Source organism: Saccharibacillus sacchari DSM 19268 (genome assembly GCF_000585395.1).
Classification (GTDB): Bacteria; Bacillota; Bacilli; order Paenibacillales; family Paenibacillaceae; genus Saccharibacillus; species Saccharibacillus sacchari.
This window is the reverse complement of sequence record NZ_KK073875.1, coordinates 3,672,863-3,698,107: the sequence shown is the minus strand read 5'-3', so window position 1 is coordinate 3,698,107 and position 25,245 is coordinate 3,672,863. Positions and strand designations below refer to the sequence as shown.

22 protein-coding genes are annotated in these 25,245 nt (G+C 53.5%); 2 read left to right on the top strand and 20 right to left on the bottom strand.

The window, feature by feature from the left end:
• Positions 1-137: 137 nt before the first annotated feature.
• The 4 genes from rhaA to SACSAC_RS15890 all read right to left on the bottom strand — a co-directional run bounded on the left by rhaA (position 138) and on the right by SACSAC_RS15890 (position 4,368).
• Positions 138-1,415, bottom strand: coding sequence for an L-rhamnose isomerase (gene rhaA / locus SACSAC_RS15905; protein WP_037288105.1), 1,278 nt, complete (start codon positions 1,413-1,415; stop codon positions 138-140).
• A complete protein-coding gene (rhaB, locus tag SACSAC_RS15900; RefSeq protein ID WP_037288102.1) occupies positions 1,412-2,890 on the bottom strand; it encodes a rhamnulokinase in 1,479 nt (492 codons plus the stop codon). Before rhaB ends, rhaA begins: the two co-directional genes overlap by 4 nt.
• Positions 2,891-3,099: 209 nt before the next feature.
• Positions 3,100-3,822, bottom strand: coding sequence for a YebC/PmpR family DNA-binding transcriptional regulator (locus SACSAC_RS15895; protein ID WP_037288099.1), 723 nt, complete (start codon positions 3,820-3,822; stop codon positions 3,100-3,102).
• A gap of 123 nt (positions 3,823-3,945) precedes the next feature.
• On the bottom strand, positions 3,946-4,368 hold the full coding sequence (locus SACSAC_RS15890; protein WP_037288097.1) for a hypothetical protein: 423 nt from the start codon (positions 4,366-4,368) through the stop codon (positions 3,946-3,948).
• A gap of 238 nt (positions 4,369-4,606) precedes the next feature.
• Between SACSAC_RS15890 and SACSAC_RS15885 the strand changes: the two genes are divergently transcribed.
• On the top strand, positions 4,607-5,815 hold the full coding sequence (locus SACSAC_RS15885) for an MFS transporter (protein WP_037292979.1): 1,209 nt from the start codon (positions 4,607-4,609) through the stop codon (positions 5,813-5,815).
• Positions 5,816-5,941: 126 nt separating this feature from the next.
• Here the strand turns inward: SACSAC_RS15885 and SACSAC_RS15880 are convergent, their stop codons facing one another.
• Positions 5,942-6,661: a general stress protein gene (locus tag SACSAC_RS15880; RefSeq protein WP_084778104.1), complete on the bottom strand. Its 720-nt coding sequence runs from the start codon at positions 6,659-6,661 to the stop codon at positions 5,942-5,944.
• A gap of 210 nt (positions 6,662-6,871) precedes the next feature.
• Between SACSAC_RS15880 and SACSAC_RS15875 the strand changes: the two genes are divergently transcribed.
• Complete coding sequence (locus SACSAC_RS15875) at positions 6,872-8,524, top strand: putative bifunctional diguanylate cyclase/phosphodiesterase (RefSeq protein ID WP_037288094.1); 1,653 nt, start codon at positions 6,872-6,874, stop codon at positions 8,522-8,524.
• A gap of 96 nt (positions 8,525-8,620) precedes the next feature.
• Here SACSAC_RS15875 and SACSAC_RS28255 read toward each other — a convergent pair whose 3' ends face one another.
• The 15 genes from SACSAC_RS28255 to SACSAC_RS15800 all read right to left on the bottom strand — a co-directional run bounded on the left by SACSAC_RS28255 (position 8,621) and on the right by SACSAC_RS15800 (position 25,243).
• Positions 8,621-8,776, bottom strand: a complete 156-nt coding sequence (locus tag SACSAC_RS28255; RefSeq protein ID WP_169833783.1) for a hypothetical protein — start codon at positions 8,774-8,776, stop codon at positions 8,621-8,623.
• Between the two features lie 93 nt (positions 8,777-8,869).
• Entirely contained in the window at positions 8,870-9,478 is a 609-nt protein-coding gene (locus SACSAC_RS15870) for a DNA-3-methyladenine glycosylase I (protein ID WP_037288090.1), read from the bottom strand.
• A gap of 10 nt (positions 9,479-9,488) precedes the next feature.
• On the bottom strand, positions 9,489-11,462 hold the full coding sequence (locus SACSAC_RS15865; RefSeq protein WP_051507174.1) for an LTA synthase family protein: 1,974 nt from the start codon (positions 11,460-11,462) through the stop codon (positions 9,489-9,491).
• Positions 11,463-11,998: 536 nt separating this feature from the next.
• A complete protein-coding gene (locus SACSAC_RS15855) occupies positions 11,999-12,565 on the bottom strand; it encodes a metallophosphoesterase family protein (protein ID WP_051507173.1) in 567 nt (188 codons plus the stop codon).
• Positions 12,562-13,437: a (2Fe-2S)-binding protein gene (locus SACSAC_RS15850; RefSeq protein ID WP_037288084.1), complete on the bottom strand. Its 876-nt coding sequence runs from the start codon at positions 13,435-13,437 to the stop codon at positions 12,562-12,564. Before SACSAC_RS15850 ends, SACSAC_RS15855 begins: the two co-directional genes overlap by 4 nt.
• Before the next feature lie 239 nt (positions 13,438-13,676).
• Complete coding sequence (gene pstB, locus SACSAC_RS15845) at positions 13,677-14,444, bottom strand: phosphate ABC transporter ATP-binding protein PstB (RefSeq protein WP_037288081.1); 768 nt, start codon at positions 14,442-14,444, stop codon at positions 13,677-13,679.
• A gap of 13 nt (positions 14,445-14,457) precedes the next feature.
• The gene (gene pstA, locus SACSAC_RS15840) at positions 14,458-15,354 is read right to left on the bottom strand and encodes a phosphate ABC transporter permease PstA (RefSeq protein ID WP_037288078.1); all 897 of its coding nucleotides are present in this window, start codon (positions 15,352-15,354) and stop codon (positions 14,458-14,460) included.
• Entirely contained in the window at positions 15,351-16,274 is a 924-nt protein-coding gene (gene pstC / locus SACSAC_RS15835) for a phosphate ABC transporter permease subunit PstC (RefSeq protein ID WP_037288075.1), read from the bottom strand. The genes pstA and pstC overlap by 4 nt, the downstream gene beginning before the upstream one ends.
• A gap of 83 nt (positions 16,275-16,357) precedes the next feature.
• On the bottom strand, positions 16,358-17,308 hold the full coding sequence (locus SACSAC_RS15830) for a phosphate ABC transporter substrate-binding protein (RefSeq protein WP_037288071.1): 951 nt from the start codon (positions 17,306-17,308) through the stop codon (positions 16,358-16,360).
• A gap of 367 nt (positions 17,309-17,675) precedes the next feature.
• The gene (locus SACSAC_RS15825) at positions 17,676-18,680 is read right to left on the bottom strand and encodes a glycoside hydrolase family 43 protein (RefSeq protein WP_037288067.1); all 1,005 of its coding nucleotides are present in this window, start codon (positions 18,678-18,680) and stop codon (positions 17,676-17,678) included.
• 106 nt (positions 18,681-18,786) lie between these two features.
• On the bottom strand, positions 18,787-19,800 hold the full coding sequence (locus SACSAC_RS15820; protein WP_037288065.1) for an endo-1,4-beta-xylanase: 1,014 nt from the start codon (positions 19,798-19,800) through the stop codon (positions 18,787-18,789).
• Positions 19,801-19,824: 24 nt separating this feature from the next.
• A complete protein-coding gene (locus SACSAC_RS15815) occupies positions 19,825-20,730 on the bottom strand; it encodes a carbohydrate ABC transporter permease (protein WP_037288062.1) in 906 nt (301 codons plus the stop codon).
• A 19-nt stretch (positions 20,731-20,749) separates the two neighbouring features.
• On the bottom strand, positions 20,750-21,649 hold the full coding sequence (locus SACSAC_RS15810; RefSeq protein WP_084778492.1) for an ABC transporter permease: 900 nt from the start codon (positions 21,647-21,649) through the stop codon (positions 20,750-20,752).
• A gap of 207 nt (positions 21,650-21,856) precedes the next feature.
• Complete coding sequence (locus SACSAC_RS15805; RefSeq protein WP_037288056.1) at positions 21,857-23,506, bottom strand: type 2 periplasmic-binding domain-containing protein; 1,650 nt, start codon at positions 23,504-23,506, stop codon at positions 21,857-21,859.
• 198 nt (positions 23,507-23,704) lie between these two features.
• The gene (locus tag SACSAC_RS15800) at positions 23,705-25,243 is read right to left on the bottom strand and encodes a response regulator transcription factor (protein ID WP_051507172.1); all 1,539 of its coding nucleotides are present in this window, start codon (positions 25,241-25,243) and stop codon (positions 23,705-23,707) included.
• Between the last annotated feature and the right edge of the window lie 2 nt (positions 25,244-25,245).

The window sequence follows — 25,245 nt, the reverse complement described above, 5'->3', positions numbered from 1 at the left end:
GAACTTGGAAAACTTCAACTCAAAATTTCAATCAACTTTTCCAAGTGAGACAGCGGCTTGAACGAATTTCTCTCGCAGTCTTCTCGCTTCTCCCGCCAACGTAACTTTCGAGAATAGCGGGAATAGCTGCTTAGAAGCTACTGCATCACACTTTCTTGGCCTCGTTTTTCCAAGACTTCTTTTTCGTAGGTTTTGACTTGGGTCAGCCAGTCTTCGCGGACGGGGACGCCGGCTTGGTCGCAGAAGTGGTCCCAGATCGCGCCGAATGGGTAAGATTTGAATTCTTCGACGAGTGCCAGACGGGATGTGTAGTCTTTTTCGACTTCGATTTGTTTAAGCTGTTCGATCGGCTCAAGCAGAGCGCGCAGAAGTGCTTTTTGGGTGTTGCGAACGCCGATGACCCAGGCGGCGATATGGTTGATGCTGCCGTCGAAGAAATCGAGTCCGATATGGGTGCGCGGCAGCAGATCGCCGCGAACGAGTTCGCGGGCGATTTCCAAAAGCTCGTCGTCCATCGTTACGACGTGGTCGCTGTCCCAGCGAACCGGGCGGCTAACGTGCAGCAGCAGTTGGTCGGTGAACATCAGGATGGAAGACAGTTTATTGGAAATGACTTCGGTCGGGTGGAAATGTCCGGCATCCAGGCAAACGGTCTTGCCTCGGCTCATGGCATAGCCCATATAGAACTCATGCGAACCGACGACGTAGCTCTCCGAACCGATGCCGAACAATTTGCTTTCCACCGCGTCGATGTTGTATTGCTCGTCGATCTTCTCGGCGAAGATCTCGTCGAGGGAATCTCGCAGACGCGCGCGCGGCGACCAGCGGTCGACCGGCGTATCTTTGAATCCGTCCGGCATCCAGTGGTTTGTGACGCACGGTTGACCCAACTCGCGACCGAAAGTCTCGGCGATGCGGCGTGAAGCCTTGCAATGATCGATCCAGAATTTGCGGATTTCCGGATCGGTATGGCTTAGAGTAAAGCCGTCCTCAGCCTTTGGATGGGAGAACAGCGTCGGGTTGAAGTCCAAACCCAGACCCTTGCTCTTCGCCCAATCGATCCAGCCCTGGAAGTGACGCGGCTCTAACGCATCCAAGTCTACTTGCTCGTCCGTATCCGCATAGATCGCGTGCAGGTTGACTTTATGTTTGCCCGGAATAAGCGCCAAAGCCGCATCCAGATCGGCACGCAGCTCATTCGGCGTCGAAGCGCGCCCCGGGTAACTGCCGGTTACTGCAATTCCTCCGCTTAGCGTCTTATCGCGGAACAGAAACCCTTGCACGTCGTCTCCTTGCCAGCAATGAATCGATATCTTGATATCCGCCAGTTTGGCGAGTGCCGCATCCACGTCGACGCCATGCTTGGCGTATAATTTTTTGGCTTCCAGATAAGCTTTCTCCGTTGCTTCGCTCATTGTAAAGTCTCCTTCAAGGTGAGTTGAGTGATGCGCTGCCAGCGTTCCGCCAGATCATGACGATTGGATACCGGGCTTGGATGATAAACCGTTGGCGGGAATGAGTCCGCGATGACTTGCCTTGCCTGTCCGATATCCGTCAGCGATCCATCCGCGATCAGTTGAACCGCGATGTTACCGATCGCAGTGGCTTCGGAAGGGCCTGTCCGCACTTCGATACCCAGCAGGTCGGCTGTGAGTTGGGACAGCAATTTGTTATTGGAGCCCCCGCCGACGATATGCAGCACCTCGTACGTTTGCCCCGTCAATCGTTCCAATTCGCGCATGGCATCCAAATACGTCAGAGCCAAGCTATCGAAAATACATCTGGCCAGTCGTCCCGGCGTGTCCGGCACGGGTTGTCCACTCTCCTGGCAAAACGCGACAATCTCGTCGGTCATGCTTCGGGGATTCAGGAAGCGTTCATCGTTGCACGGAACCAAACTCCGAAACGCGTCTTCTCGCTCGGCCCATTCGGCAAGCTCAGCAAAATGATGTGACCCCCCATGTTCGCGGCGAACCTCCTGGATCATCCATAGTCCCATAATATTTTTGAGAAAACGGAATGTGCCGTACGCTCCCCACTCATTCGTATAGTTGGCTTTGCGCGCTTCGTCTCCATTAAGCGGCTCGTTTAGCTCAGCGCCAAGTAATGACCAAGTGCCGCTGCTGATATAAGCCCAGCTTCGATCCGTCTTGGCCGGTACGCCGACAACCGCGGATGCGGTATCGTGCGTCGGCGCAACAATGACCGAACATTCGGGGTAATCGCCTGTTGCCGCCAATTCCGCCTTCAAGCTTCCGAGGTCCGTACCCGGCTGCGTCAATTCGGCAAACTGCTCGCGCTTAAGCCCCAGTGCCTTGAGCAAATCCGGATCGAATTCGCGCGTTTGCAAATTTAGAAGCTGCGTAGTTGAAGCATTGGTCGATTCGTTGATCATTTTTCCGGTCAAGCCATAATACAGATAATCCGGAACGAGCAGAATCCGATCCGTCTGGTCCAACTGCTGCCGATCATGCACATACAATTGGTACAGCGTGTTGAAGCTCAGCTCCTGAATTCCGGTCTTCGCATAAACGAAATCCCGGCTTACCAGGCTCTGATGCAAACGGTCAGCAGCTCCGGAAGTCCGATTATCGCGATACGCGTATACGTCATGCAAACGTTCTCCAAAAGAGTTCAACAAGGCGTAATCAACCCCCCATGTATCGATTCCCAATGTACATGTGCGGATTCCTGCCGCCTTTGCCTTTTGCAAGCCAATCAGAATTTCCTGAAACAACGTATCGATATCCCAATAGTCATGCCCGTCTTTATCCATAAAAGCGTTACCAAAACGATGAATCTCATTCAACTCAAGCTGCTTCCCCCTTAAGGTAGCCGCCACAAGGCGACCGCTGGAAGCGCCAATATCAACAGCGATTGCAACTCTCATTATTCATTCCTCCGCTGAAGCCAATCTTCTTTACGCTTTTATCCTACCTGTTTTTTGTGGGTGAGTCAACATATTCAGACTTTAAATCTGTGGTTTTATGTTTGTTTAATCTTTTTTTCAGACATATTTCACGCACTCTTTTGTCTTGAGAAACAAAAAAGCGGAAACCCATTCGGGTCTCCGCTTTATTTTCTGTTGATACAGTTAGCTTATTCTTCGTCGGAATCGACGTTATGATACACTTGTTGCACATCTTCGAGATCTTCGATCGCGTCGATCATTTTCTCGAAAGCTTTCTCCGAATCGGCATCCAGCGTTACGAAAGTCTGTGGCAGCATCGTGATTTCGGCTACGGTAAACTCTTCGATTCCGGCTGCGCGAAGCGCTTCTTGCACGGCATGGAATTGATCCGGCGCCGCGTAGATGATGACCGATTCGTCTTCAGTCAAAATATCGCGTGCGTCCACGTCTGCTTCCATCAGCAGCTCCAACACTTCCTCTTCGTTCTTGCCTTCGATCCCGATTACCGCCGTCTCGTCGAACATGTAGGCTACCGATCCGCTTACGCCCAGGTTACCGCCATTTTTGTTAAATGCGGAACGAACGTCGGAAGCAGTACGGTTGACATTGTTCGTCAGCGCGTCCACGATCACCATCGATCCGTTCGGACCGAAGCCTTCGTAACGAAGTTCCGTATACGTCTCGTCACCGCTGCCTTTGGCTTTGTCCATGGCACGGTCGATGATTGCCTTCGGAACGTTGTATGTCTTGGCGCGTTCCAGTACGACCTTCAGAGCGCGGTTCGATTCCGGGTCCGGCTCGCCTTTCTTGGCTGCCACATAAATTTCAACGCCGAATTTAGCATAAACCCGGCTGGTGTTGGCGTCTTTGGAAGCTTTCTTTTCCTTAATATTATTCCATTTACGACCCATATCTATCCCGCTCGCTTTCCATTGATTGGTTATGTCCCGAATTTCACACTTGTTCATTGTAGCGTGAAACGAAGGACGGAACAAGTCCGTATGCTGTTTGTCCGTAAAGTCGCGCGTTTGGCTTTACAAGTCGCCGTTCAATTTGTTAAAAGCACGCCGCGCGTTTTTCAAAAAATTCTCCTGCCGCCGACGCTCTTCTTCCGAAATCTCGGCTTGCAAACGATGCTCCGTCTCTCCGATTGCCCGATGCAAACTTTCTCGCAGCGCTTCGCGTTCCGCCTCATCCAGCAGCGCCTTGAGTTTGTCGGTCACGTTCGGCGTGTAAGGCATGCGATTATATTCTTCGGCGCTGACCCTACGCACGTCGAGATACGTATTTTTCACTTCAATAATCGTACTCGGATTGCGCACATTCTTATCCGTCTCCACGACGACGCATTGATTCACGTGATCCGCATATACATTGGTGATCTTTTGCCGAATTCCCAGCACGCCGCGAATACGGCTGAATGGAATTCGGTGTACCCGACTGACTTCTTCCGACATGGCTTCCCCTCCGCTTCCGTATCGGCCCTGGCGAACCGGATGCTTCCAGCATACCATAAAGAAAGCTAAAAACGAGCAAAAAGCGGCCTTCTTAAGACTGATTTCCTATAAAAACGGCTACTGTTCACACTCAATTGCATTGACAATTAGTTTCTTTTTCCTATATAGTTGTTTAGACAATTAAATTTTGAAAATTTGATCCTTTTTGCTTCGGGTGATATTCGGGAGGACGATTTTGTTGGAAAAAGAACGATTGTGGAGCCGTAATTTTTTGACGATAAGTTTCAGCAGTTTTTTTATTTTTATCAACTTTTATATTTTGGCCGTGACGTTACCGGAATATGCGTTGACGCATCTTGGAGGAAGCGCGGACGGAATCGGACTGGTGACAACCGTATTCGTGATCGCCGCCGTCATCTTCCGCCCGCTGACAGGCAAATGGCTGGATGAGATTAATCGTAAAAAGCTGTTGGTCTTCTCTGTGTTCATGTTTGCCGCGTGCAGTTTCTTCTATCTATGGGTGCCTAATTATTCGATGCTGCTCCTGCTGCGGTTCGTACACGGGATTTCTTTCGGGATCGCGGCGACCACGACGTCCACCGTGGTGCTTGACGTCATTCCGCGCGAGCGAAAAGGCGAAGGCATCGGCTATTTCACCTTGTTTATGAGCCTTGCCATGGTATTTGGTCCATTTGTTGGATTGTCCGTTTCCGCAAGCGCAGGCTACACCGTGCTATTTGTATTGATGGTGATTTTTGCTTCGCTGGCCTGTCTGTTCGGCGTCATGACTCCTATTCCTCAGCATGAGCGCAAACCGAGCGAACTGGGGGCTTGGGATATTAAACGGTTCATCGAGTTCCGTGCTATTCCCGTAGCGGCCGCCGGATTTTTGATTGCGTTTGCCTATGGCGCGATTTCCACATTCATTTCGGTGTATGCCGATTCGATCGGTTTGAAAAGCGTCGCCAGTTATTTCTTTATTGTTTTCGCAGCCATGGTTCTGTTATCCCGTCCGTTCACGGGCCGTTTGTTCGATCGCCGAGGCGCGCATGTGCTTGTGTATCCCGGTATCGCCTTGTTCGCAGTCGGGATGATCGCGCTCAGCCGGGCCGACTCCGCAGTCTTTTTCCTGTTAACGGCAGCGATAATCGGACTCGGTTACGGCGCGATCATTCCAAGCTTCCAGACGCTGGCGATCCAATCCGCACCTGCGCACCGCAGCGGACTGGCGACGGGCACGTATTTTGTCTTTTTCGATCTTGGTTACGGCTTAGGCTCTTACTTGCTGGGATTGATCGCTTCTTCGGCAGGCTATTCGACCATGTATTTGGTAGGCGGTCTGACCGTGCTGTTGTCGCTTGTTGCTTATTATGGGCTGTACCATCGGGGAGAACGGCGCAAGCTTTCTTTTTCCGCGCAGCGGAAGACCCGGCATTCGTCGATTTGAATCCAAACTTCAGGACATCCGATTCATATCGGCAAAAAAGAAAGAGCGCAGGCATGGAGCCTGTGCTCTTGTCGTATTCTAATATCGTCCGCTTTTGCCCGTTCAGGATTGCGGATCTTCGCAGCATCAACGTTTGTAAGGGCGATCGTTTGGACCGATAATCAGGTTCGAAGCTTGGCGGTTGGGATCGGTCGAGTCCCGGAAATCCGCATCGTCCGCAGGATCATGGCTGGAACGGCGCGTTCGATCAGAACCGGGCTCTTCGCGCAAATGGGCATCGTCCACTCCGGCAGGAGCAACCCTTTCGTCCACGGGCGCCATCCCGGGCGTTCTCGAAGTTCCGTCCGGATCGAAGTACGAAGTGTTAGTCGCGCCGTTGCGACCGAAAATCTCGTAGATCCGGCTGCGCATGGCTTCGTCCGCGTCTACCATGACGAGAACATCGCCTTCATGCACTCTTTCATCGTAGTATTCGGCTTCTTGTTCGGGGATGCCCAGGCCGATAAAACCTCCGGCCAAACCGCCGACTCCCGCGCCTACCGTTGCTCCCGCGAGGCCTGCCGCGATGGGTCCGGCTGCAAGCAGCGGCCCGATACCCGGAATAGCCAATGCGCCGAGGCTCGCGAGGACGCCGGCGGCTCCGCCCAACGCGCCGCCCGTCACCGCCCCCGTCGCCAGCCCTTCCGGCGCTTTCGTTCCTGTTTCGTTCCGGATCTCTTCCGCTTCTTTCTTATCTTTGGTCACTACTGAGATATCTTCCCGATCGTATCCGGCTTCCTGAAGGTCATGAATCGCTTGTACGGCTTGTTCTTCGCGTGCAAAAGTCGCCGAAATCTTTTTCATCATGTTCGTTTCCTCCCTATTAGCTTGTAGGCATGCCCATTTTTACCCGATACCGATTAACGTCAAACCTTCCTCAAAAATGGGAACTCTTAAAGCTATATTTAAAAGCCCTATCCTCCTTTCTTCCCTTTGCGTAGTCGCTTGCACATAGTATGATAGGACTATACGAATTTGGTATCTCGGATACAAGCGGATAAGGAGGGCTTTTACGGAATGACAGAAATGAAACACCAAGATGCGCATCTTGCCCAGTTCCTTCATGCGCTCGAGGACTGCATCTATGTGATGGACTGGGACGGCGAGCAATTCCGCTATCGGTACGTGAACCGTGCAGCAGCCGTGCTTAGTCAGATCGGATCGGAACATATGGGACGGACTTTTGCCGAAGTGTACGCGCATGAGCCGGAGATGGGCAAATACCTTCATCATAAATACATGAAAGTAATCGACGAGCGGGTAAGTATTCGTTTCGCCGACGGAACTTTGCTGCCGACAGGCGCACTGAGCGGAGAAAGCATCCTGTCCCCGATCTTCGGCGAACGCGGGGAGGTTACTGCGGTTGCATGCGTGACGCGGGATATGATTACAAGCTCGGAGCGCGGACAACATTTGCATCACTATGCTTATCATGACGAATTGACGCAATTGTTCAATCGACGCTTTTTATATGAATTTTTGCATAAATCATTCGGCTTGTTCCTGATCGATCTCGATAATTTCAAAAACATCAACGATGCGCTGGGTCACGAGACCGGCGATACGCTGTTGATCGAGGTAGCTGGGCGGTTCCGCCAATCTTTCGGACCTCCTTACGTCATTGCGCGCCAAGGAGCGGATGAATTTATCATTGTCTGCGAGACGCCGATTGCAAAACCGGAAGAACAAGCCAAGCGAATTCTGGAAGTGCTCGATAAGCCTTTCCTGCTCGGAGATCGACTGATTCGGGTCAGCGCAAGCGTCGGAATCTCTACCTCGCCGGAACGGACCGAACTGTCCACGCTGCTGCGTCAAGCGGATATCGCCCTATACTATGCAAAAAGCAAGGGCCGGAATCGGTATCATGAATACAATGAAGCTTTGCGCTATGATCAGGTCGTCAAATTCGACTATGAAATCGCGCTGAACCAATGTATCGAACGCGATGAATTGATGCTGCATTATCAACCGATATTCGATGCTGCGCGCAATCAAGTTGTGGAAGTCGAAGCTTTGCTTCGCTGGAACCTCGGACATAAGCGTCTTGTTTCCCCGGCTGACTTTATACCGGTAGCAGAGGAAACCGGCTTAATCGTGCCGATTGGTGAATGGGTGATTCGTCAAGCCTGCAAAGACCTGCCCAAGATCAGCGAAAAGTTCGGTCCGAACGTACGCGTCGCCGTCAATATTTCGCGCGTGCAGTTTGAGGAAGAGCATTTTGTCGAACGCCTGAACGCCATCGTGGCCGAAGAAGGGGTCTCCCCCGAACGCTTCGACTTGGAAGTGACGGAATCGCTGGTCATGCGCAATCTCGAAGAAATCTGCGCAATTCTGGATCAACTGCGCGCGCAGGGCTATACGATTTCGCTCGACGATTTCGGAACCGGATATTCGTCGCTCGGCATTTTGGCGCAAATTCCGATCGATAAATTCAAGCTGGACCGTTCGTTTATTGTCCAAATGAACCCCGCCGTCATCTCTGCTCTGCTTGCGATGGCTCGCGCGATGAATCTGGACGTGGTTGCCGAAGGGGTGGAGGATGGAGAGCAGTTAATTCAACTGATGAATATGGGCTGCCCGGGGATTCAAGGATACTTAATCTGTCGCCCTATGAGCGTAGACGATCTTCCGAACATATGGTTCCCGGATATGCAGCACCATGTAGTCTGAACTTGCGAATTGAATTTTCCAGCCAAAAAAAGCGGTCAGGATCGCATCGGCGAATCCTGACCGCTTTTTTTGCGCGTTCGTTTTCGATTTCATGCTTTAACGGATCAACCCGACTTCCCGCGCCTGTTCTTCGGTCAAAATAAATTGTTCGGTCTCCCAGTATTCCTTGTCCGGCTCCAGGCCGAACATATCGATAATCTTGCTCCAAATTTTCCGCTGCATCGCTTCTTGTTGGGTAATCATGATTTTCATTGGCCGTATGCCCCTTTCGCTATCGCGCGGCTCATGCCGCCTTCTCTCTTGATTACCCTGTCCGGGGGCACGGCGACTCGTCTCTCTGTTGTCTCAATTTTCCGTAAACAACCGATTGGCGGAAGGCTCGCAGCGACTACGGAAGCAATTCTCAAGATGGTCATCGACCATTCCGGAAGCTTGCATCAAAGCGTAGCAGATCGTACTGCCGATAAAGCCGAAGCCGCGCTTTTTCAAATCTTTGCTCAGACGATCCGAAATTTCGGTCTTGGCCGGGACATCTTCGTGACGGACGCGATGCCCGATAACGGGCTTGCCCGACACAAACGTCCAGATATACGCGTCGAAGCTTCCAAATTCCTGTTGCACGCGCAGAAAAGCTTTCGCGTTTTTGACCGTTGATTCCAGCTTCATCCGATTCCGAATAATCCCTGCGTCCTGCATCAGATTTTCGATCTTTTCGGCATCGTATTCGGCGACAAGCGCGGGATCGAAGCCGTCCATGACTTCGCGGTACCGATCCCGCTTTTTCAATACCGTATACCAACTGAGTCCGGCCTGGGCGCCTTCAAGCGTCAATAATTCGAACCACTTTCGGTCGTCATGAACGGGTACGCCCCATTCCTCGTCATGATAACGAATATACAAGGGGTCTTCATTGACCCAGCGGCAGCGAATCGGTTGCGTCGATGATTGAGTCATGTAAGTCTCCTTATAATCCGCGTTTGGGCAGCACTTTTACATAATCATCGGATAGCTTCATCAGCTGCAAAATATATTCGTAGTCTGCGCGATAAGGTTCGATGTCGTTTATTTTTTCATGCGTATCCAGCGAAATGGCGGTTCCGTCGTCAAAGCCTTCTCCCGGGATAAACAAAACGCCGTCTCCGACGAACGATCCGGTTGGCAGATAATAGCGAATGCCGATTACGTTGCGGTCGGTATTGAGCAGGTCGCGACCGAATGCGGTATACGATTCTTGCTCCAACGATATGCCGAGCAGGTTCATCAAGGTCGGCACGAAGTCCATTTGACCGCCTGCCAGCTCGACCGTCTCGCCTTTTTCCACGCCCGGAACGCGGATCGCCAACGGAATGTTGAATCGGCTCGCGTTGGCGTCATAGGAAATGCCGAGCATCGACGATACCCACGCAGGGTCGTTTTCCGCCGTGGACAGTCCGCCATGATCTCCGTAAACGAGCAGCACCGTATGGTCCCACAATCCTTTTTCTTTCAAACCGTCGATCAGCTTGCCCAACGCGTAATCCGTATAGTGTTGAGCATTCAAATACTTGCCGAGCTGCGTGTTTTGCAACCGCTCGGGAATGGCAAGTTGCGGAAACTCCTCAGGCACGTCGAACGGAGCATGGCTGGCCGTCGTGACGAACTGTGCATAAAACGGCGAACCGTCTGCGGCCATCTCGTCGATTTTTTCCAAGCCTACGCGGTACATCTCTTCGTCCGAAGCCCCGAAATTGTTGAATTTATCGTTGTCGTAATTCGGTTTGTCGTAAAAGTTCTGGAACCCGAGCGCCGGATAAAGCTGATTGCGATCCCAGAACGAAGCGTTATTGACCTGGAACGTCGCCGTCTTGTAGCCTTTGTCGCCGAGCATTCTCGGAGAACTCGGAATCACGCGATCCCCGTAGCCGGTAGACATCGCAATCTGCGCCGTCGGATAGATCGAGGTATTCGATATGAATTCGGCGTCCGACGTATTACCTTGCCCGATCTGCTGATAAATATGCGGAAAATAAAAGCTTTCGTCCATCAACGCGTTCAGATTCGGCGTTACTTCCTCTCCGTCCAGCTTGTAGCGGATTGGGAAGTTCTGGAACGACTCCATCTGAACGACGACCACGTTCATGCCTTCGGCCGCTCCGAAGTATGCGGGAGAATTTTCAGCAGACGCGCCTGTGGAATCGTTCTTCTGCTCATCCGTATACGGGAAAGATTGTTGAAGCTCCTTTACCTGCCGCGCGACCTCTTCCGGGGAAGTCGAAGCGAGAAAATCGCGTTCTTTACGCTTCTCGATCGCCGTGCTGACTTGATAGTTGATAAAACCGATATTTTCCGCGCGAACGATTTCGTTGCTGATCGCGGAACCCCGGTTGATCCATACGCCGGACAGCAGCAAGCAGACGACAAGAACCGCGGACACGACGATCCGGCTCATGCGGCCCGCTGTACCTCCCCAGGAAGCACGCGCGCTTTTCGGCGAACCGCCGAATGACAATGCCTTGCGCGATTTCGCCCGGTGTACCTTTTGCACCCATAACGGCAGCGCCACGGCCAGCAGATCGGCAAAGAAAATAAAATAAGCAGGCTTGATCAAGCCTCCGACCATATTCCCCACCTCCGGCACCTGACCGAGAGAACCGAGCACGACGTACGTCGGCACGGAGCCGAAGTACGAATGGTAGACCGCCGCGGAAAAGAAAACGGCGGACAATATCACATTGACTCCCCATGCCACGCCGACCCGAAGACGACGCGGGAGAATCAGTTCGAACAAACAAGTGACGCCGAGAGCGGTGAACAAATCGATGAATACGCCGCTGAACTCGAAATCGCCGTAGAAAAATCCGCGCAGCATCAACAGCTTCGCGAACAAAATGCTAACCGACGCGAGAAACAAACGATCCGGTTTGCGCGACGGTTTGGATTGGAACGAAAATGGTTTCATGAATGGACTACCTTCTTTGATTAAAGTGTTTTGGGTTAAAGTCCCATTATAAGACACTCTGTTTATATGGTCAAAGGAGAGGGAGCGTGGTGGGCGCTGCGGGAGAAATTCCTTCAAGGCGCTGTCTCACCCGGGATTTGCCATTTGAATATACATTCAAACGGCAAATCCCGGGTTCAAAGGCGCCTTTCACTGAATTTCTCCCTCCGCTTGGCACGCTCGGAAAAGGGGAAGGAAAAAAGAGCAGAAATTTCTTTAACTTGAGATGGCGTTTTGAAATTTGCGTAAAAGATAAATAGCTTACGAGCATGGATTCGTAAGCTGGTAAGTGTTTTTTAAAATTAGGGATTAGGCTCTATAGATGATCCAAATGCAGTGGCTTCGATTGCTTATTGCCTGTCCAAGCTTTAAATGTTTGATGTATTAATTCCCTTCTTCCTCCTACCCAGCCGAGAGCCGGTTTCGAACCGAAGCGCCTTTGTCCTGAAAGGACAACGAAGCGCAGGTCGAAACCGGCTCTCGGCGCCTGCGACAACTCAAATTTCCGAGTCGTAATACCGATGCTCGCAGTCGATCCGGCCGTCCTGCAGGGTCAAGATTCCGAAAGAAAACTGCGCTTGGCGGCGTTTATCGGTCGGGGAACCGGGGTTGAACAGCGCAACGGACGAGCCGCTGCCCGTGCCCTCTTCTCGGGAAAAGAAAGGAATATGCGAATGTCCGAACACGATCAGGTCCGCTTGTTCATTTTCGAAAACGGCTCTGGCCTTGTCGGCGGTGCTGCCGCGTCCCAAATGGCCGTGGGTCAAACCGATCCGACGGTCGCCGATCTCGACGATGCGATGGTAACCCCAACGGTCCGAGATCTCGGGACCGTCGTTATTCCCGGCTACGCCCTCGACGGGCGCGTAAGCGGCAAGAAGGTCATAAACCTCCGTTCGGGTCCAATCGCCGGCGTGAAGAATCAGATCGGCGTTGGGCAATTCGGCGACAAGCGCGGGCGGCAAAGCTTTGGCCATGCGCGGCATATGGGTATCGGACACGACGACAATCGTAAGCGCCTCCGTTAGAAACGCGTATCGGCTCAAACCGATCTCGGTTGTCATTGCGCTTTCAACTTCTCCCTGCGTTCGGCCCGGTCTTTTTCAGTCAGTTTCGGACAGGTATAGCAGTATTCCGATTCGGGCAGCACATGATATAAGCAGCAGCTTGGACGCATTTGAATCTGTTGGGACGGATCGGTCGGATGCTCGATATAGCGGAAGCGCAGATCGAACGGATTCTTTTTGCGCCCGAAAATTTCGGGATTCAACTGCTTGGTTTGCTCATAAGCGCGTTCCAGCCGTTCGCGGGGCGGGGCGAGCATCGGGCCGATCTCCGGGTGGGTGCGCCACGTTTCCGCAAAGTAATTCAATCGTCCGGGAAGCTGCGCCCAGACCATGCCGACGGCAAGACCGGACACGGCCGCGAAATTTTCGAATAACGGTCGGCAGGTTTTTTCATAAAAAGACCGTAAGCCTTCTTCCGTCCAATTATCGCGGGCACTCGCGTCTTCAGGCGCCCGCTCGGCTGATCGGCTATCGATCACGATATAGAGCGAATGGCCTCCGTTATCCAAAGCGAACAGCTGCGCGCTCAAGTTCCCGGCCGAAAAGTCCGGACGCAAGCCTGCGACCGCCGGGAAATACAAGGAAGCATTCACCGTTCCGCTGAACCAACTGCAAAAATAGGTCACGGCCGCCTGAAGATCGGGCGCTTGCAAAACGTCGGCAAACGCGCGAAGGAAAGGTTCGGCTCCTTCCGGCGTGGATAACTCGGCCAGCGTCGCCGAAGCCGCGGCACCCGGCTTCGGTTCGGCGCTCATATAGAACTGGGGCTGTATCAAAGACGGATCGAAAACGACCGTGTTCGATCGAACGGATATTTGATCGGAATAAGGATCATTTGCGCTTTGCTGCGGTTTGGAAGCTTCGGACATGGGGTTCATCCTTTCCGTATCGGGAATGTTTCTCATTGGTTTATCGTACTTGATCGCGGGATGGAGTTCAACGAAAATCGTTAACCGGTTAAAAATCAAAAAAGAACTATTGGGATAAAATAAAAAAGACCGTTCTTCTTCGCTTCGAAGAGAACGGTCCAAATTCAAATCGTATGAATGATTTCAAGCCTGCGGCCGAAAGACGGACTCAAGAAGTCTCTTTCGGATCGCATGCCTTTTTAACCGAAGCGACCCATGATGTATTCCTGAGTCATTTGGTTGGAGGGATTCGAGAACAGCTTCGTCGTCTCGTCGTGCTCGATCAGGTTGCCCAGATAGAAGTATGCGGTCGAATCGGACACGCGCGCGGCCTGCTGCATGTTGTGCGTCACGATCACAATGCGAAGTTCTTTTTTCAACTCGATGATCAACTCTTCCACCTTGCCGGTCGATACCGGGTCAAGCGCGGATGCCGGCTCGTCGAGCAACAGGATCTGAGGACTGACGGACAGCGCGCGCGCGATGCACAGACGCTGCTGTTGGCCGCCGGAGAGAGCCAAAGCCGATTCTTTCAAACGGTCTTTGACTTCGTCCCACAGAGCTGCGCGGCGCAGGCTCTGCTCGACGATCTCGTCCAGCTGCTTTTTGCTTTTCGTGCCATGGTATCTCGGGCCGAAAGCGATGTTTTCATAGATCGACTTGTAGAACGGGTTCGGACGCTGCCAAACCATGCCGATCTTTTGGCGAAGCGTGACCGCATCCGTTTCTTTATCGTTCAGATCCTGTCCGTCCATCCAGATCTTGCCGACCACTTTCGCGGACGCGATCTCGTCGTTCATCCGGTTCAGGGAACGCAGGAATGTTGATTTCCCGCAGCCCGACGGTCCGATCAGGGCGGTTACGCTCTTCTCGGGGAATTCCATGTTTATTTTTTTGACAGCTTCGTTGGTTCCGTAGAACACGCTCAGTTCTTCCGTACCGAAGCGAGGTTGCGTACTGGTCTGCATAACGGAAGCCCTCCTAGTTCACTTGTTTGGAAGCGGTAATTTTGCGATACACGACGCGTCCGAACCAACGCGCCACCAGGTTGAAGATCAGCACCATGATGACGAGCACGGCCGAAGCGCCTGCGGATACATCCTTCGCATCCGGGATGCGTCCTTCGCTGTTGACCTTCCAGATGTGCACGGCAAGCGTTTCGGCCGAACGCATCGGGTTGATCGGGGAACGCGCATGGAACGGATTCCAGTCGGTGAAGTCCAGCGGCGGCGTCGTCATGCCGGACGTGAACAGCAGCGCTGCCGCTTCGCCGAAGACGCGGCCGGCGGCCAGAATCGTACCGGTGATCAAGCTCGGCAATGCAACCGGGAGCAAGATCGACGTAATGATTTTCCATTTGGACAAACCGAGCGCAAGTCCGGCTTCCTTCTGCTCGCGAGGAACGGCGCGGAATGCTTGCTCCGTGATCCGTACCATCAGCGGCAGGTTGAAGATCGCGAGCGCGATCGCGCCGGACAGCAGCGAGTAGCCGAATCCGAACGTGTTGACGAACAGCAACAGACCGAACAAACCGACGACGATCGACGGGAAGGACGACAATACTTCGACGACCAGGCGGATAAAGCCCGTCAGTTTGTTTTCCTTCGCGTATTCCGCCATGTAGATACCGCCGCCCAAGCCGAGCGGTACGGTAATGATCATGGTCAGCACCAGCAGGAAGAGCGAGTTGAACAGCTGGGGACCGATACCGCCGCCCGCCTTAAAGTTTTGCGAAGGCGAAGTTAGGAAGTGCCAGTCGATATGCGAAATGCCTCGGATCAGGATAAAGCCCAGCAGGCCGCCCAGAATGGCGACGATCAGTACAGCAAAGAATATGATGACGCCCGTGGCGATTTTATCGGCAGTTTTTGCTTTCACAGCTTATTCCTCCTTTGGAGCAACCGTACGATGATGATGAACACGAAGGTCATGAAGAGCAGCATCAAAGCCATGCTCCAAAGGACGTTATTCTGAACCGATCCGGTCGAAGTATTCGTCATGTTCAACGTGATGACGCTGGTCAGCGTGGAAGCCGATGTCAACAGCGACGTCGGCAGGAACGGCGCGTTGCCGATAACCATCTGCACGGCGAGCGCTTCGCCGAAGGCCCGCGCGATACCGAGGATGACGCCTGTCCACAGCGAAGGCGCCAAAGTCGGCAGCACGACGCGGTAGATGGTCTGCCAGCGCGTCGCGCCCAGTGCATACGACGCTTCGCGCATGCCGCGCGGAAGCGAAGCCAATGCATCTGCTGCGATACTCGTGATGGTTGGCAGGATCATGACGGACAACACGAGTGCCCCCGCAGCCACACCGTAACCCAGCGAGTCCCCGCCGGTCAAGGTCGAGATGAACGGAACCAGCACGGTCAGACCGATAAAGCCGTATACGACGGAAGGAATGCCCGACAACAGCTCGATAACCGGTTGAAGGATCCGTTTGCCTTTGCCCGGAACGATCTCGGTCATGAACAATGCCGCACAGATGCTGAGCGGTCCCGCGATCAGAGCAGCCAACATCGAGACGACGAACGAGCCGCCGATGAACGGCAATGCGCCGAAGGACGGGTTATCGCCGTCCGGACTCCAGTTTGTGCCGAACAGGAATTCGATCGGGCTGACTCCGTCTTTGAAGAACGTCGCCAATCCTTTCGAAGCTACGAAGTACACGATCGCCACGATGACGACGATCAGCATTAATACGCAAAGGTAAGTATAGATTTTGCCGATCATGTCCTCGCGGCGATGCCTTGCGAAGCCGCGGGGTTTGTTGTCGGCGGCAGCCTTATTATTTTCCATAAGTGGATACCCTCTCCATTCCTTGGTGAACGCGCAAATAGAGGCGGAGATACCGCCTCTTTTTTGCCGGTGCGTCGAATCGGTTACTGAATCACTTTACCTTCCGCATCGCGCTTAACTTCCATGCTCGATACCGGAATGTAACCCAGTTCAGTCACGTCGGCATTTTGCACTTCTTCCGTCATGAAGTAGTCCAGGAATGCTTTCGTCGCGCCGTCAGGATCGCCCTTGGTGTACATGTGCTCGTAAGCCCAGATCGGGTAGTCGCCGCTTTGTACGTTTTCTTCCTTAGGCTCTACGCCGTCGTAAGACAGAGCCGTAACCGTATCGTCCAGGTACGAGAACGCCAGGTATCCTACAGCGCCTTTTGTATCTGCAACGATTTGTTTAACCGTACCCGAGGAATCCTGCTCGATTGCGCCCGGTACGTTTTCTACTTTTTCGCCCAGTGCATATTTTTCGAAAGTAGCGCGCGTGCCCGAGCTGCTCGGACGGTTAACGATCGTGATCTTTTGATCCGCGCCGCCGACTTCGCTCCAGTTCGTTACGGTACCTTTAAATACATCCAGCAATTGCTGCTTGGTCAGGTTCGTTACGCCTGCGTCTTTGTTAACGACAGTTGCCATTGCGACAACCGCTACTTGATGGTCAACCAGTTCGGCTGCTTTGTCGGCGTCCAGCTTCTCTTCCGCGAATACGTCGGAGTTGCCGATGTTCGCCGCGCCTTCGGATACTTGAGTCAGACCAGTACCGCTGCCGCCGCCTTGGACTTGAACGACAACGTCCGGGTTATTCGTCATGAATTCTTGTCCCACTTGATCGACCAACGGTTGCAGTGCTGTCGATCCAACTGCCAGGATTTCTCCCGATACGCTTGCTTCAGCCGGTTGCTCGGTAGCTGCCGGAGTCGTAGTTGTTCCCGCTGCTGCCGGCTCCGTAGTTGCTGCCGTGCTGCCGGAGTTGCCGCCGCAAGCGGTAAGCGCGAGCATTGCGGAAAGTGTTAAAGTGCCGAATAACGTTTTTTTCGATTTCATGTCTGGTTTGACCCTCCTAGTGGATTCATACGATTGCGGGCGTCTTCTCTCTGTCCGAGTTGTCCGCGCCGCTTTACAGTACCCATTGTAGGATTCGAAAATCAACGGAAAACACTTGTTTTGTAAAACGAATGTAAAATATTCCGGATTGCGTTTAAAGAGCGGCTAAATTGTTTGTGACGGGGGAGCATGCGGAAAAACGCCCGGGGGATTCGGGCGTTCCGGTGCTTCGGGAAGTCCTATTCGTAAAATCAAATCAAAAGGCTGCGGGAACGTCCGGATAACCAGGCGTTTTTGTGGGGAGTGTTATATAAAAAGATATAAATACGAATAAAGAAGGATTGTTGTACAATGATTCTCCGGCAGGCTAGGCTTCCGCTTTGATAGCGGATTGATGAGGGTAAGGGTCAATCGTTCGGATGGTGCCGTCTTCATTATGGTGCAGTTCGGCGTATTTGACGCAGCGCTTGTGGTTGACGCCTTCGGACAAAGAGCTGTCGTGGTAGAACAGGTACCATTTGCCGTCGAACTCGACGATGGAATGATGGGTGGTCCATCCGATTACGGGAGTCAGGATGACGCCTTTGTATACGAAAGGGCCTTGAGGGCCTTCGCTTACGGCATAGACGATTTGGTGAGTGTTGCCGGTGGAATACGATAAATAGTAGAGACCGTTATATTTATGGACCCAAGGGCCTTCGAAATAGCGTCGTTCTTCGTCGCCTGCGGTAATCGGATTGCCGTTTTCGTCAATGACGGCAATCTGATGCGGATGTTCCGCAAAAGACAGCATGTCTTCGCTCAGCTTGGCCGTGTACGGTCCGATTGCCGGTTGGTCGGTCTCCGGCCCTTCCGTTCGATGAGCCTCGAAGGTTCCGCTTTGCCATTTTTCCAACTGGCCTCCCCATAATCCTCCAAAATACAGATAAGCCTCCCCGTCATCATCGACCAACACGGCGGGATCGATGCTGAAGCTGCCCGGAATATAGTTCGGCTCCGCCCGGAACGGACCGGACGGCGACGAAGACGTCGCGACGCCGATCCGAAACACGTTTTCACGGTCGCGGGCCGGGAAAAACAAATAATACTTCCCGTTTTTGAACGCGGCGTCGGGCGCCCACATCTGCGAGGAAGCCCAAGGCACGTCGCGCACATGAAGCGCTTCGCCATGGTCGATCGCTTCCGATCCGATACCGTCCATCGACAGCACGCGATAATCTTCCATCCGGTACTGGTCGCCGTTATCGTTGCTCGGACCGTCATGATCCAGATCGTGCGAAGGATAAATGTACAGCTTGCCGTCGAATACGTGCGCGGAAGGGTCCGCCGTGTAGATATGAGTGACGATAGGCTCGTTGAACTTGGTTTGCATGCTTTCTCTCCTTTGCCGGACGAATTTGGAACGTGTTCTTTACGAAAACGGCGCCGCGAATATCGCGTCGGACCGACAAACGCATCGAACTCGATAGTCGGCCCCTTTATTTTTTGCTGCTGGCGGAATGTTCGACGATGCGCCAAAAAGCAGACTTGGGCTTCAATTCCCGGTCGAACGGAAGCGGCCAATTGAGGCGTCCGCGTACCGGGAAGCCGTCCAGCCAGGTATGCGTATCGGCAGCTCCCCAGAAAGTCACGGAATCGATGACCGACCGGTACTCGCGGAATACACGAAAAACCTCGTCGTAACGCTGCGTGAGCAAACGCTCCATCTCCTCCGTCGGCGTCAGCAGATCGCTTCGCCGATCCTCGAACGCAAAAGCCGAAATATCCAATTCCGTAATATGCAGCCGCACGCCGAGCGAGGCATACAGCTCGATCGCTTCGCGAATCTCGCCGAGCGACGGACCATGCAGATTCCAATGGCCTTGCATGCCGATGCCGTGAACCGGTGCCCCCGCGTCCAGCAGCGAACGCACGAGCCGGTAAATTTTGTCCCGCTTGACCGGATCGGTCTCGTTATAGTCGTTGTAAAAAAGCGAGGCCGACGGATCGGCCTTGTGCGCGATCCGGAACGCTTGCTCCAAATAGTCCTCGCCGACGGTGCTCAGCCATTTCGTTTCGCGCAGAACCGATTCTTTCTTGTCTTCGATCGCTTCGTTCACGACGTCCCAGGCATGAATCTTGCCGCGATAACGTCCCATCACCGCGTAGGCATGGCTTTCCAGGCGTTCAAGCACGAGTGCTCTCGAAGCGGGCGCTCCGGCTGCGTCTTCGAACACCCAATCGGGCGTTTGATTATGCCAGACGAGCGTATGCCCCCGAACCGCCATGCCGTTTTGCTCCGCAAACTTTATGATTTCGTCGGTCGCATCGAAGTCGTACCTCTGCTCTTCGGGATGAATCTCTTCGAACTTCATCCGGTTCTCGGCGGTAACGCTATTATAATGGGCGGCGATAAATTCGCGTTCCCGACGGATCGAACGCGTGCCGACCGCGGCGCCTATATTAAATATACCCTGATACGCCCCGCATAGGGACGGCGTTTTGGTGTCCATCCGGCATTCTCCTTTTTTTTCGACTTATTCTTTCACGCTGCCCAGCTGCAAGCCGTGCACGAAGTACTTTTGCAAAAACGGATACACCATCAGGATCGGCAGCGAAGCGACGATGGTGATCGCGGCCCGAATCGAGACCGGCGTGACCATGTTTTGCGCGGCGGCCGCAGGATCGGCTCCGCTGGACCCCGCCACGCTGCTGTTCAAGTTCATCGAAGACGACAGCAGCTTCATCAATTCGAATTGCAGCGTGCTCAGTTCCTGCTTCGACGAAGCGTACAGGAACGTATCGAACCAGGAGTTCCATTGCCCGACGGCGACGAACAACGCGACCGTGGCCAGCACGGGCTGGCAAAGCGGCAGGATGATCGAGATGAACGTTCGGAAGTCGCCGGCCCCGTCGATCTTGGCGGATTCGATCAGGCCTTCCGGCAGCGTCTGGATATACGTTCGGATGACGATCATGTTAAACGCGCTGACCAGCCCCGGTATGATATACACGAGGAAATTGTTCAGCAGGTGCAGATCCTTCATCAGGAAATACGTCGGAATCAGGCCTGCGCTGAAGTACATCGTCAGCACGACCAGAATGGTGATCGGCTTGCGCAACACGTAATCTTTGCGGCTGAGCGTGTACGCGAGCATCGAAGTCAGGAACAGGCTCAGCACCGTCGCGATCACCGTCCGCGCCACGGATATCCAGAACGCGTTCAGGATATGCCCGTTCGCGAATACGGCTTTGTAATTCTGATCGGTCCAGATCCGGGGCCACAGATAAATGCCGCCCCGGATCGTGTCGTTGCCCGCGTTCAGCGATACCGCGAAAGTATTCAAAAATGGATACAGCGTAATAACAGCGATCGCGATCATCAGCAGACCGTTCAGCGTATGAAAAATAACCGGCTCCAGCCGTATTCTTTTCGTGTTCATGAACTTCTCCCCTTCCTCCCTAAATCAAACGATCTTCGCCGAGCCGCTTGGCAATGGAATTGGCGGCAAAAATCAACGTGATGCTGACGATCGTTTTGAAAATGCCGGCGGCAGTGGCTAGCGAGTAGTTGCCGATTTGCAGGCCGTATTTCAAGACGAAAATGTCGATCGTCTGCGACCAGTCTACGACGACGCCGTTACCCAGCAAGTATTGGACCTCGAAGCCGGCTTCCAGTACCCAACCCATATTCATGATCAGCAGGATCACGACGATCGATTTGATGCCCGGCAGCGTGATGTACAGCATTTTCTGATACCGGTTCGCCCCGTCGATCTCTGCCGCTTCGTACTGCGAAGGGTCGATCGACGTGATCGCGGCCAGATAGATAATCGCGTTCCAGCCCAGCTCTTTCCAGACGTGGGAAGCGCCGACGATGCCCCAGAAGTATTCCGGGATGCTGAGCCACATGATCGGTTCGCTGATGATGCCGAGATTGAGCAGAAGGATATTGATAATGCCTCCGTCTACCGACAACGAACTGGCCACGATGCCCGTCACGATGATCCAGGACAGGAAATGCGGCAGATAAGAAACGGTTTGAATGGTGCGTTTGAAAAAGCGGCCTTTGATCTCGTTGAGCAGCAGCGCAAACAAGATGGCGGTCACGAAGCCGAGGATCATATTGATCAAACTCATGGCGATCGTGTTGCGCAGCACGCGCAGGAACGCTTCGTCGGTAAACAGGAACGCAAAATGCTTGAAGCCGACCCAGTTCTGCTCCGAAAGCGCTTTGGCCGGACTGTAGTCCTGGAAGGCCATCGTCCACCCCCAGATCGGGTAGTACGAGAAAATCAGAATGTAAATCACGATCGGCAGCGACATGAACAGCAATTGCTTTTGATTCCGAAGTTTTTTCATTAACGAAGATTTAGGCAGATCCGCCGATGCGGATTTACGCGAGATGGCTTTGGCCACAGTGCTCTCCCCCTAACCGGCTCTACAGCCTGGATGGGCGCGAAGAACGGGGGAAACGGCAACCGTTCCCCCGGCTTTCGACGCCGCTTTTATCAATAGACGGTCTCGTCGGATCTCAGGCGATGTCCGACGTCGAAGCGAGAAAGGCGGTCACTCCGCGGCCCAATTCTCGATTCTCCACTGAATTTGCTCGTTGATGCGGTCTTCGTAAGCTTTGACGTTGATCTTGCCGAAAGCTTGGACATAATCGTTCCAGACGGAATCGAACTTGCCGTCCGCAGCCATGACCGCTTGCGGCAGGAACTTCAGCGAAGTATCGGTCATCTGCTTGTTGGCGACCGAAGCGTCGGAACCTTCGACCAAGTCGATCTGCCAAGCCGGGTAATAGACTTCGTTTTCCGGCGCGGGCGAGAAAAAGTCGCTCCAAGTCTTGAAGCCGTAAGCGTCGAGCAGCTTCTTATCTTCGTCTTTCAAGCTGGCATAGAATTCTTCCGGTTGGTCGCCGGGCCCCGTGGCGTTGCCGTCCGTAAACGTACCTTGCATTTTCGGGGCGGCGCCGTAGAAACCGTCCGCGCGGTTCGCCAGTTTCCAGCTCGGATCTTCCTGCTCTTTGCGCTGTTCAGGCGTACGGTAGAAACGGCCTTGTTCGTCGACCATATAGTCGGTGCCTTCTTCGCCCCAACCCAGCAGCTTTTGGTATTTTTCGTCCATCAGCGAGTCGAGGAACTTGATGATCTTCACGGGATCTTTAGCGTTTTTGCTGATGCCGAAGCCGTTGTTTAGGTTGATAACCGGGCGATCCAGGTAATGGTCTTGGGTCGCCGTATCGAACACGAGCGGGAAACCGACGTACGTGCGGTCGATTTTCCCTTGCGAAATCAGCGTGTCTTCGGCCGGCTGGAAGTTCCACTTTTGGTCGAACATGCCGAGTACGCGTCCCGAAGACAGCTTGGCTAAGTATTGGTCATAATTCTGAACGAAAGCTTCCTTGTCGAACAAGCCTTCGTTGAACAAACCGTTCAGCTCTTTGTAGTATTGCTTGGACATGTCTTTATCGGCGAACACGGTCGCTACGCCGTCGTCGACCACCACGCCGCCGTCGTTCGGATGTCCCGTCAGATGCTCCGGCGGGTTAAGCAGCGGGAAGGTCCGCCAGTCGGAAGCGAGCGTGCTGAAGCCGATGGTCGGCTGTCCGTCGATCGTCGGATTTTTCGCAGCATAATCGCGAATCAGCTTGGTGAAATCGTCCAGCGTTTTCGGCGTCGGATATCCCGCGTCTTCCAATACCGCTTTTTGAACCCAGAATGCCGGTCCGTTGTACGCGTTGCTGCTGAACTCGCCGGAATAAGCGCCGTAGTTCGGCAGCCAGTAGATGTGGCCGTCGCTGGAATCCTTCATGCGGTTCCAATATTTCTCGTAGTGCTTTTTCAAATTCGGCGCGTGTTCTTCGATCAGGTCTTCAAGCGGAATGACCGCTCCTGCCGCAACCAGCTTCGTGTCGGCCGTGATCAGATCGGGATACTCGCCGCCCGCGATCATGACGCCGAGCTTCTGCTGCAAGTCGCCGACCAGAAACTCCATGTTCAATTTGACGCCGAGCTCGTCTTGAATCTTTTTGTAAATCCGGTTGTCTTCCGTCGGTGCCTGATTCGGCGTGCTGATGAACGCGGAAATCGTCAAGGTTTCCGTGCCGTCTTCCGCCGTAGTCGCATCGCCGCCTCCGCATGCGCTCAATGCCAACGCCGCAGCCAGCACGAGCGATGCCGCGCCCCATAGCTTTTTCGTTTGATAAACCCCCATCGGTTGACCTCCTTGGAAATGTGATCATCTTTGCTCCTTTATTATGATCGAATGTATACGCTTACAAAATGGCTGGATTCAAGCTTCTTCCCCCCATGATTTAAGGATCTCATCATGAGCTTTACATTTAAAACGCCCCCTTTGTCCGTTAGGAAGGGGGCGTTGGTTAGACGCATGGATGAAAGAGAATCAACGTGCTCAATCCGGCGTCCGGTAAGCGGTCGGCTTGACTCCGGTCCTTTTTTCAAACTGCTTGAGAAAATGTCGATAGTCCTTGTATCCTAGCCGCTCTGCAATCGCATAGGAGGTGAGCTCGCTGCTTTTAAGGAGCCGGCAAGCTTCATCGATGCGCAACCGGTGCACGAATTCGGAAATCCCTACGCCGTATTTGCGAGTAAAAGATTGCCCCAAATAAGCCGGATGGACGTAAAAGCGCTCGGCCAACTCCTGTATGGTGAACGTGTCCGTATAGTTGCCGCGAAGAAAATGGGCCACCTGCCCTTGTACGCCGCCTCCTTTGCACTCGCGGATCAGCATCACTTCTTTCCGGCAGCTCAGGCAAAAGCGTTCCAAATGCCGCTGCGATTGATCTATCGTAGGCAGCAGCGGCGCATTCCCGCAAAAAGGCGAGCTGCGGATCAACGATTCGGGATCGCCGCCCAGCTCTTTCAGAACCGAAGCGCAGGCCAGCACAACCTGTTCCGCAAACACCAGCACCAGTTTCGGGTCCAGCCGCTGCTGCTTGAAATTCGCAAAAACCGAATCCAGCCTCTCGCGAACCTCGTCTTCGCTTGCATTTTCCGTCGATCCGGCAATCCGTTCGGCCAGACCGGGCGGCGGCGCTTCAAATGAAAGCTGCATGCCTATGGTTTGTTCATAAAAGCCGAGCCGCGATCCGTCGTAAAAAGAACATCGGGCGGTCTTCTCGGCGCTTTCCAACGATGCATGCAGTTGTTCGGGCTTCATGACGATCCGGCCGACCGCCAAACGAACATGCTCTTGGGATTCCGTCGGCAGATGACCAAGCAGCTGCTCGATCAATCGGCGGATCTCGGCGGCGGCATTGCTGCTTTCCGCGGAGCCGATCACGACTCCGCAGCCGCTGCTTTCGATCCATTTCGAAAAAAATGCCGCATATGCTTCGGATTCGATCAGCCGAACGGCTTCGCGCACCGCTGGCAGGATCCGGGATTCGGCAGTAATTTGTACCCAACACCAGCTTAAGAAGTTTTGCGACAACCGCTCCAGTACCGCTTTTTGATTTTGGCTTTGTTCGCCTTGTCCGAATAAAGCGGCCTCCAGTGCTTGCTGCTCCTCAAGCGCTTCCGCCCGACGCGCCATGCAGGCTTTCAGCGCGCGTTCTTGCAACTCCCGGCTGAGCCTGTCCAACATTTCCTCCGCTTCTTCTTCGATCAACGGCTTGGTCAGATAATGGGAGACGCCCAGATGCATCGCGCGCAGCGCGTAATCGAAATCGCCGTAGCCGCTTGCAATAACGAATAAGGTAGAACGGTTGCCGCCGCTTCGCGCCTCTTCGATCAATCGCAAGCCGTCCATGCCGGGCATCCGAATATCCGTTACCACCAAATCCGGCGGGTCGCTGCATATGCGCCTAACGGCCTCTTCCCCGTTCTCGTAAGTACCTCCGATTCGAAACCCGTACTTTTCCCAATCGATCAGCAATTGGAGACCTTCAATCGCCAACGGCTCATCATCGATCAACAATACTTCGTACACGG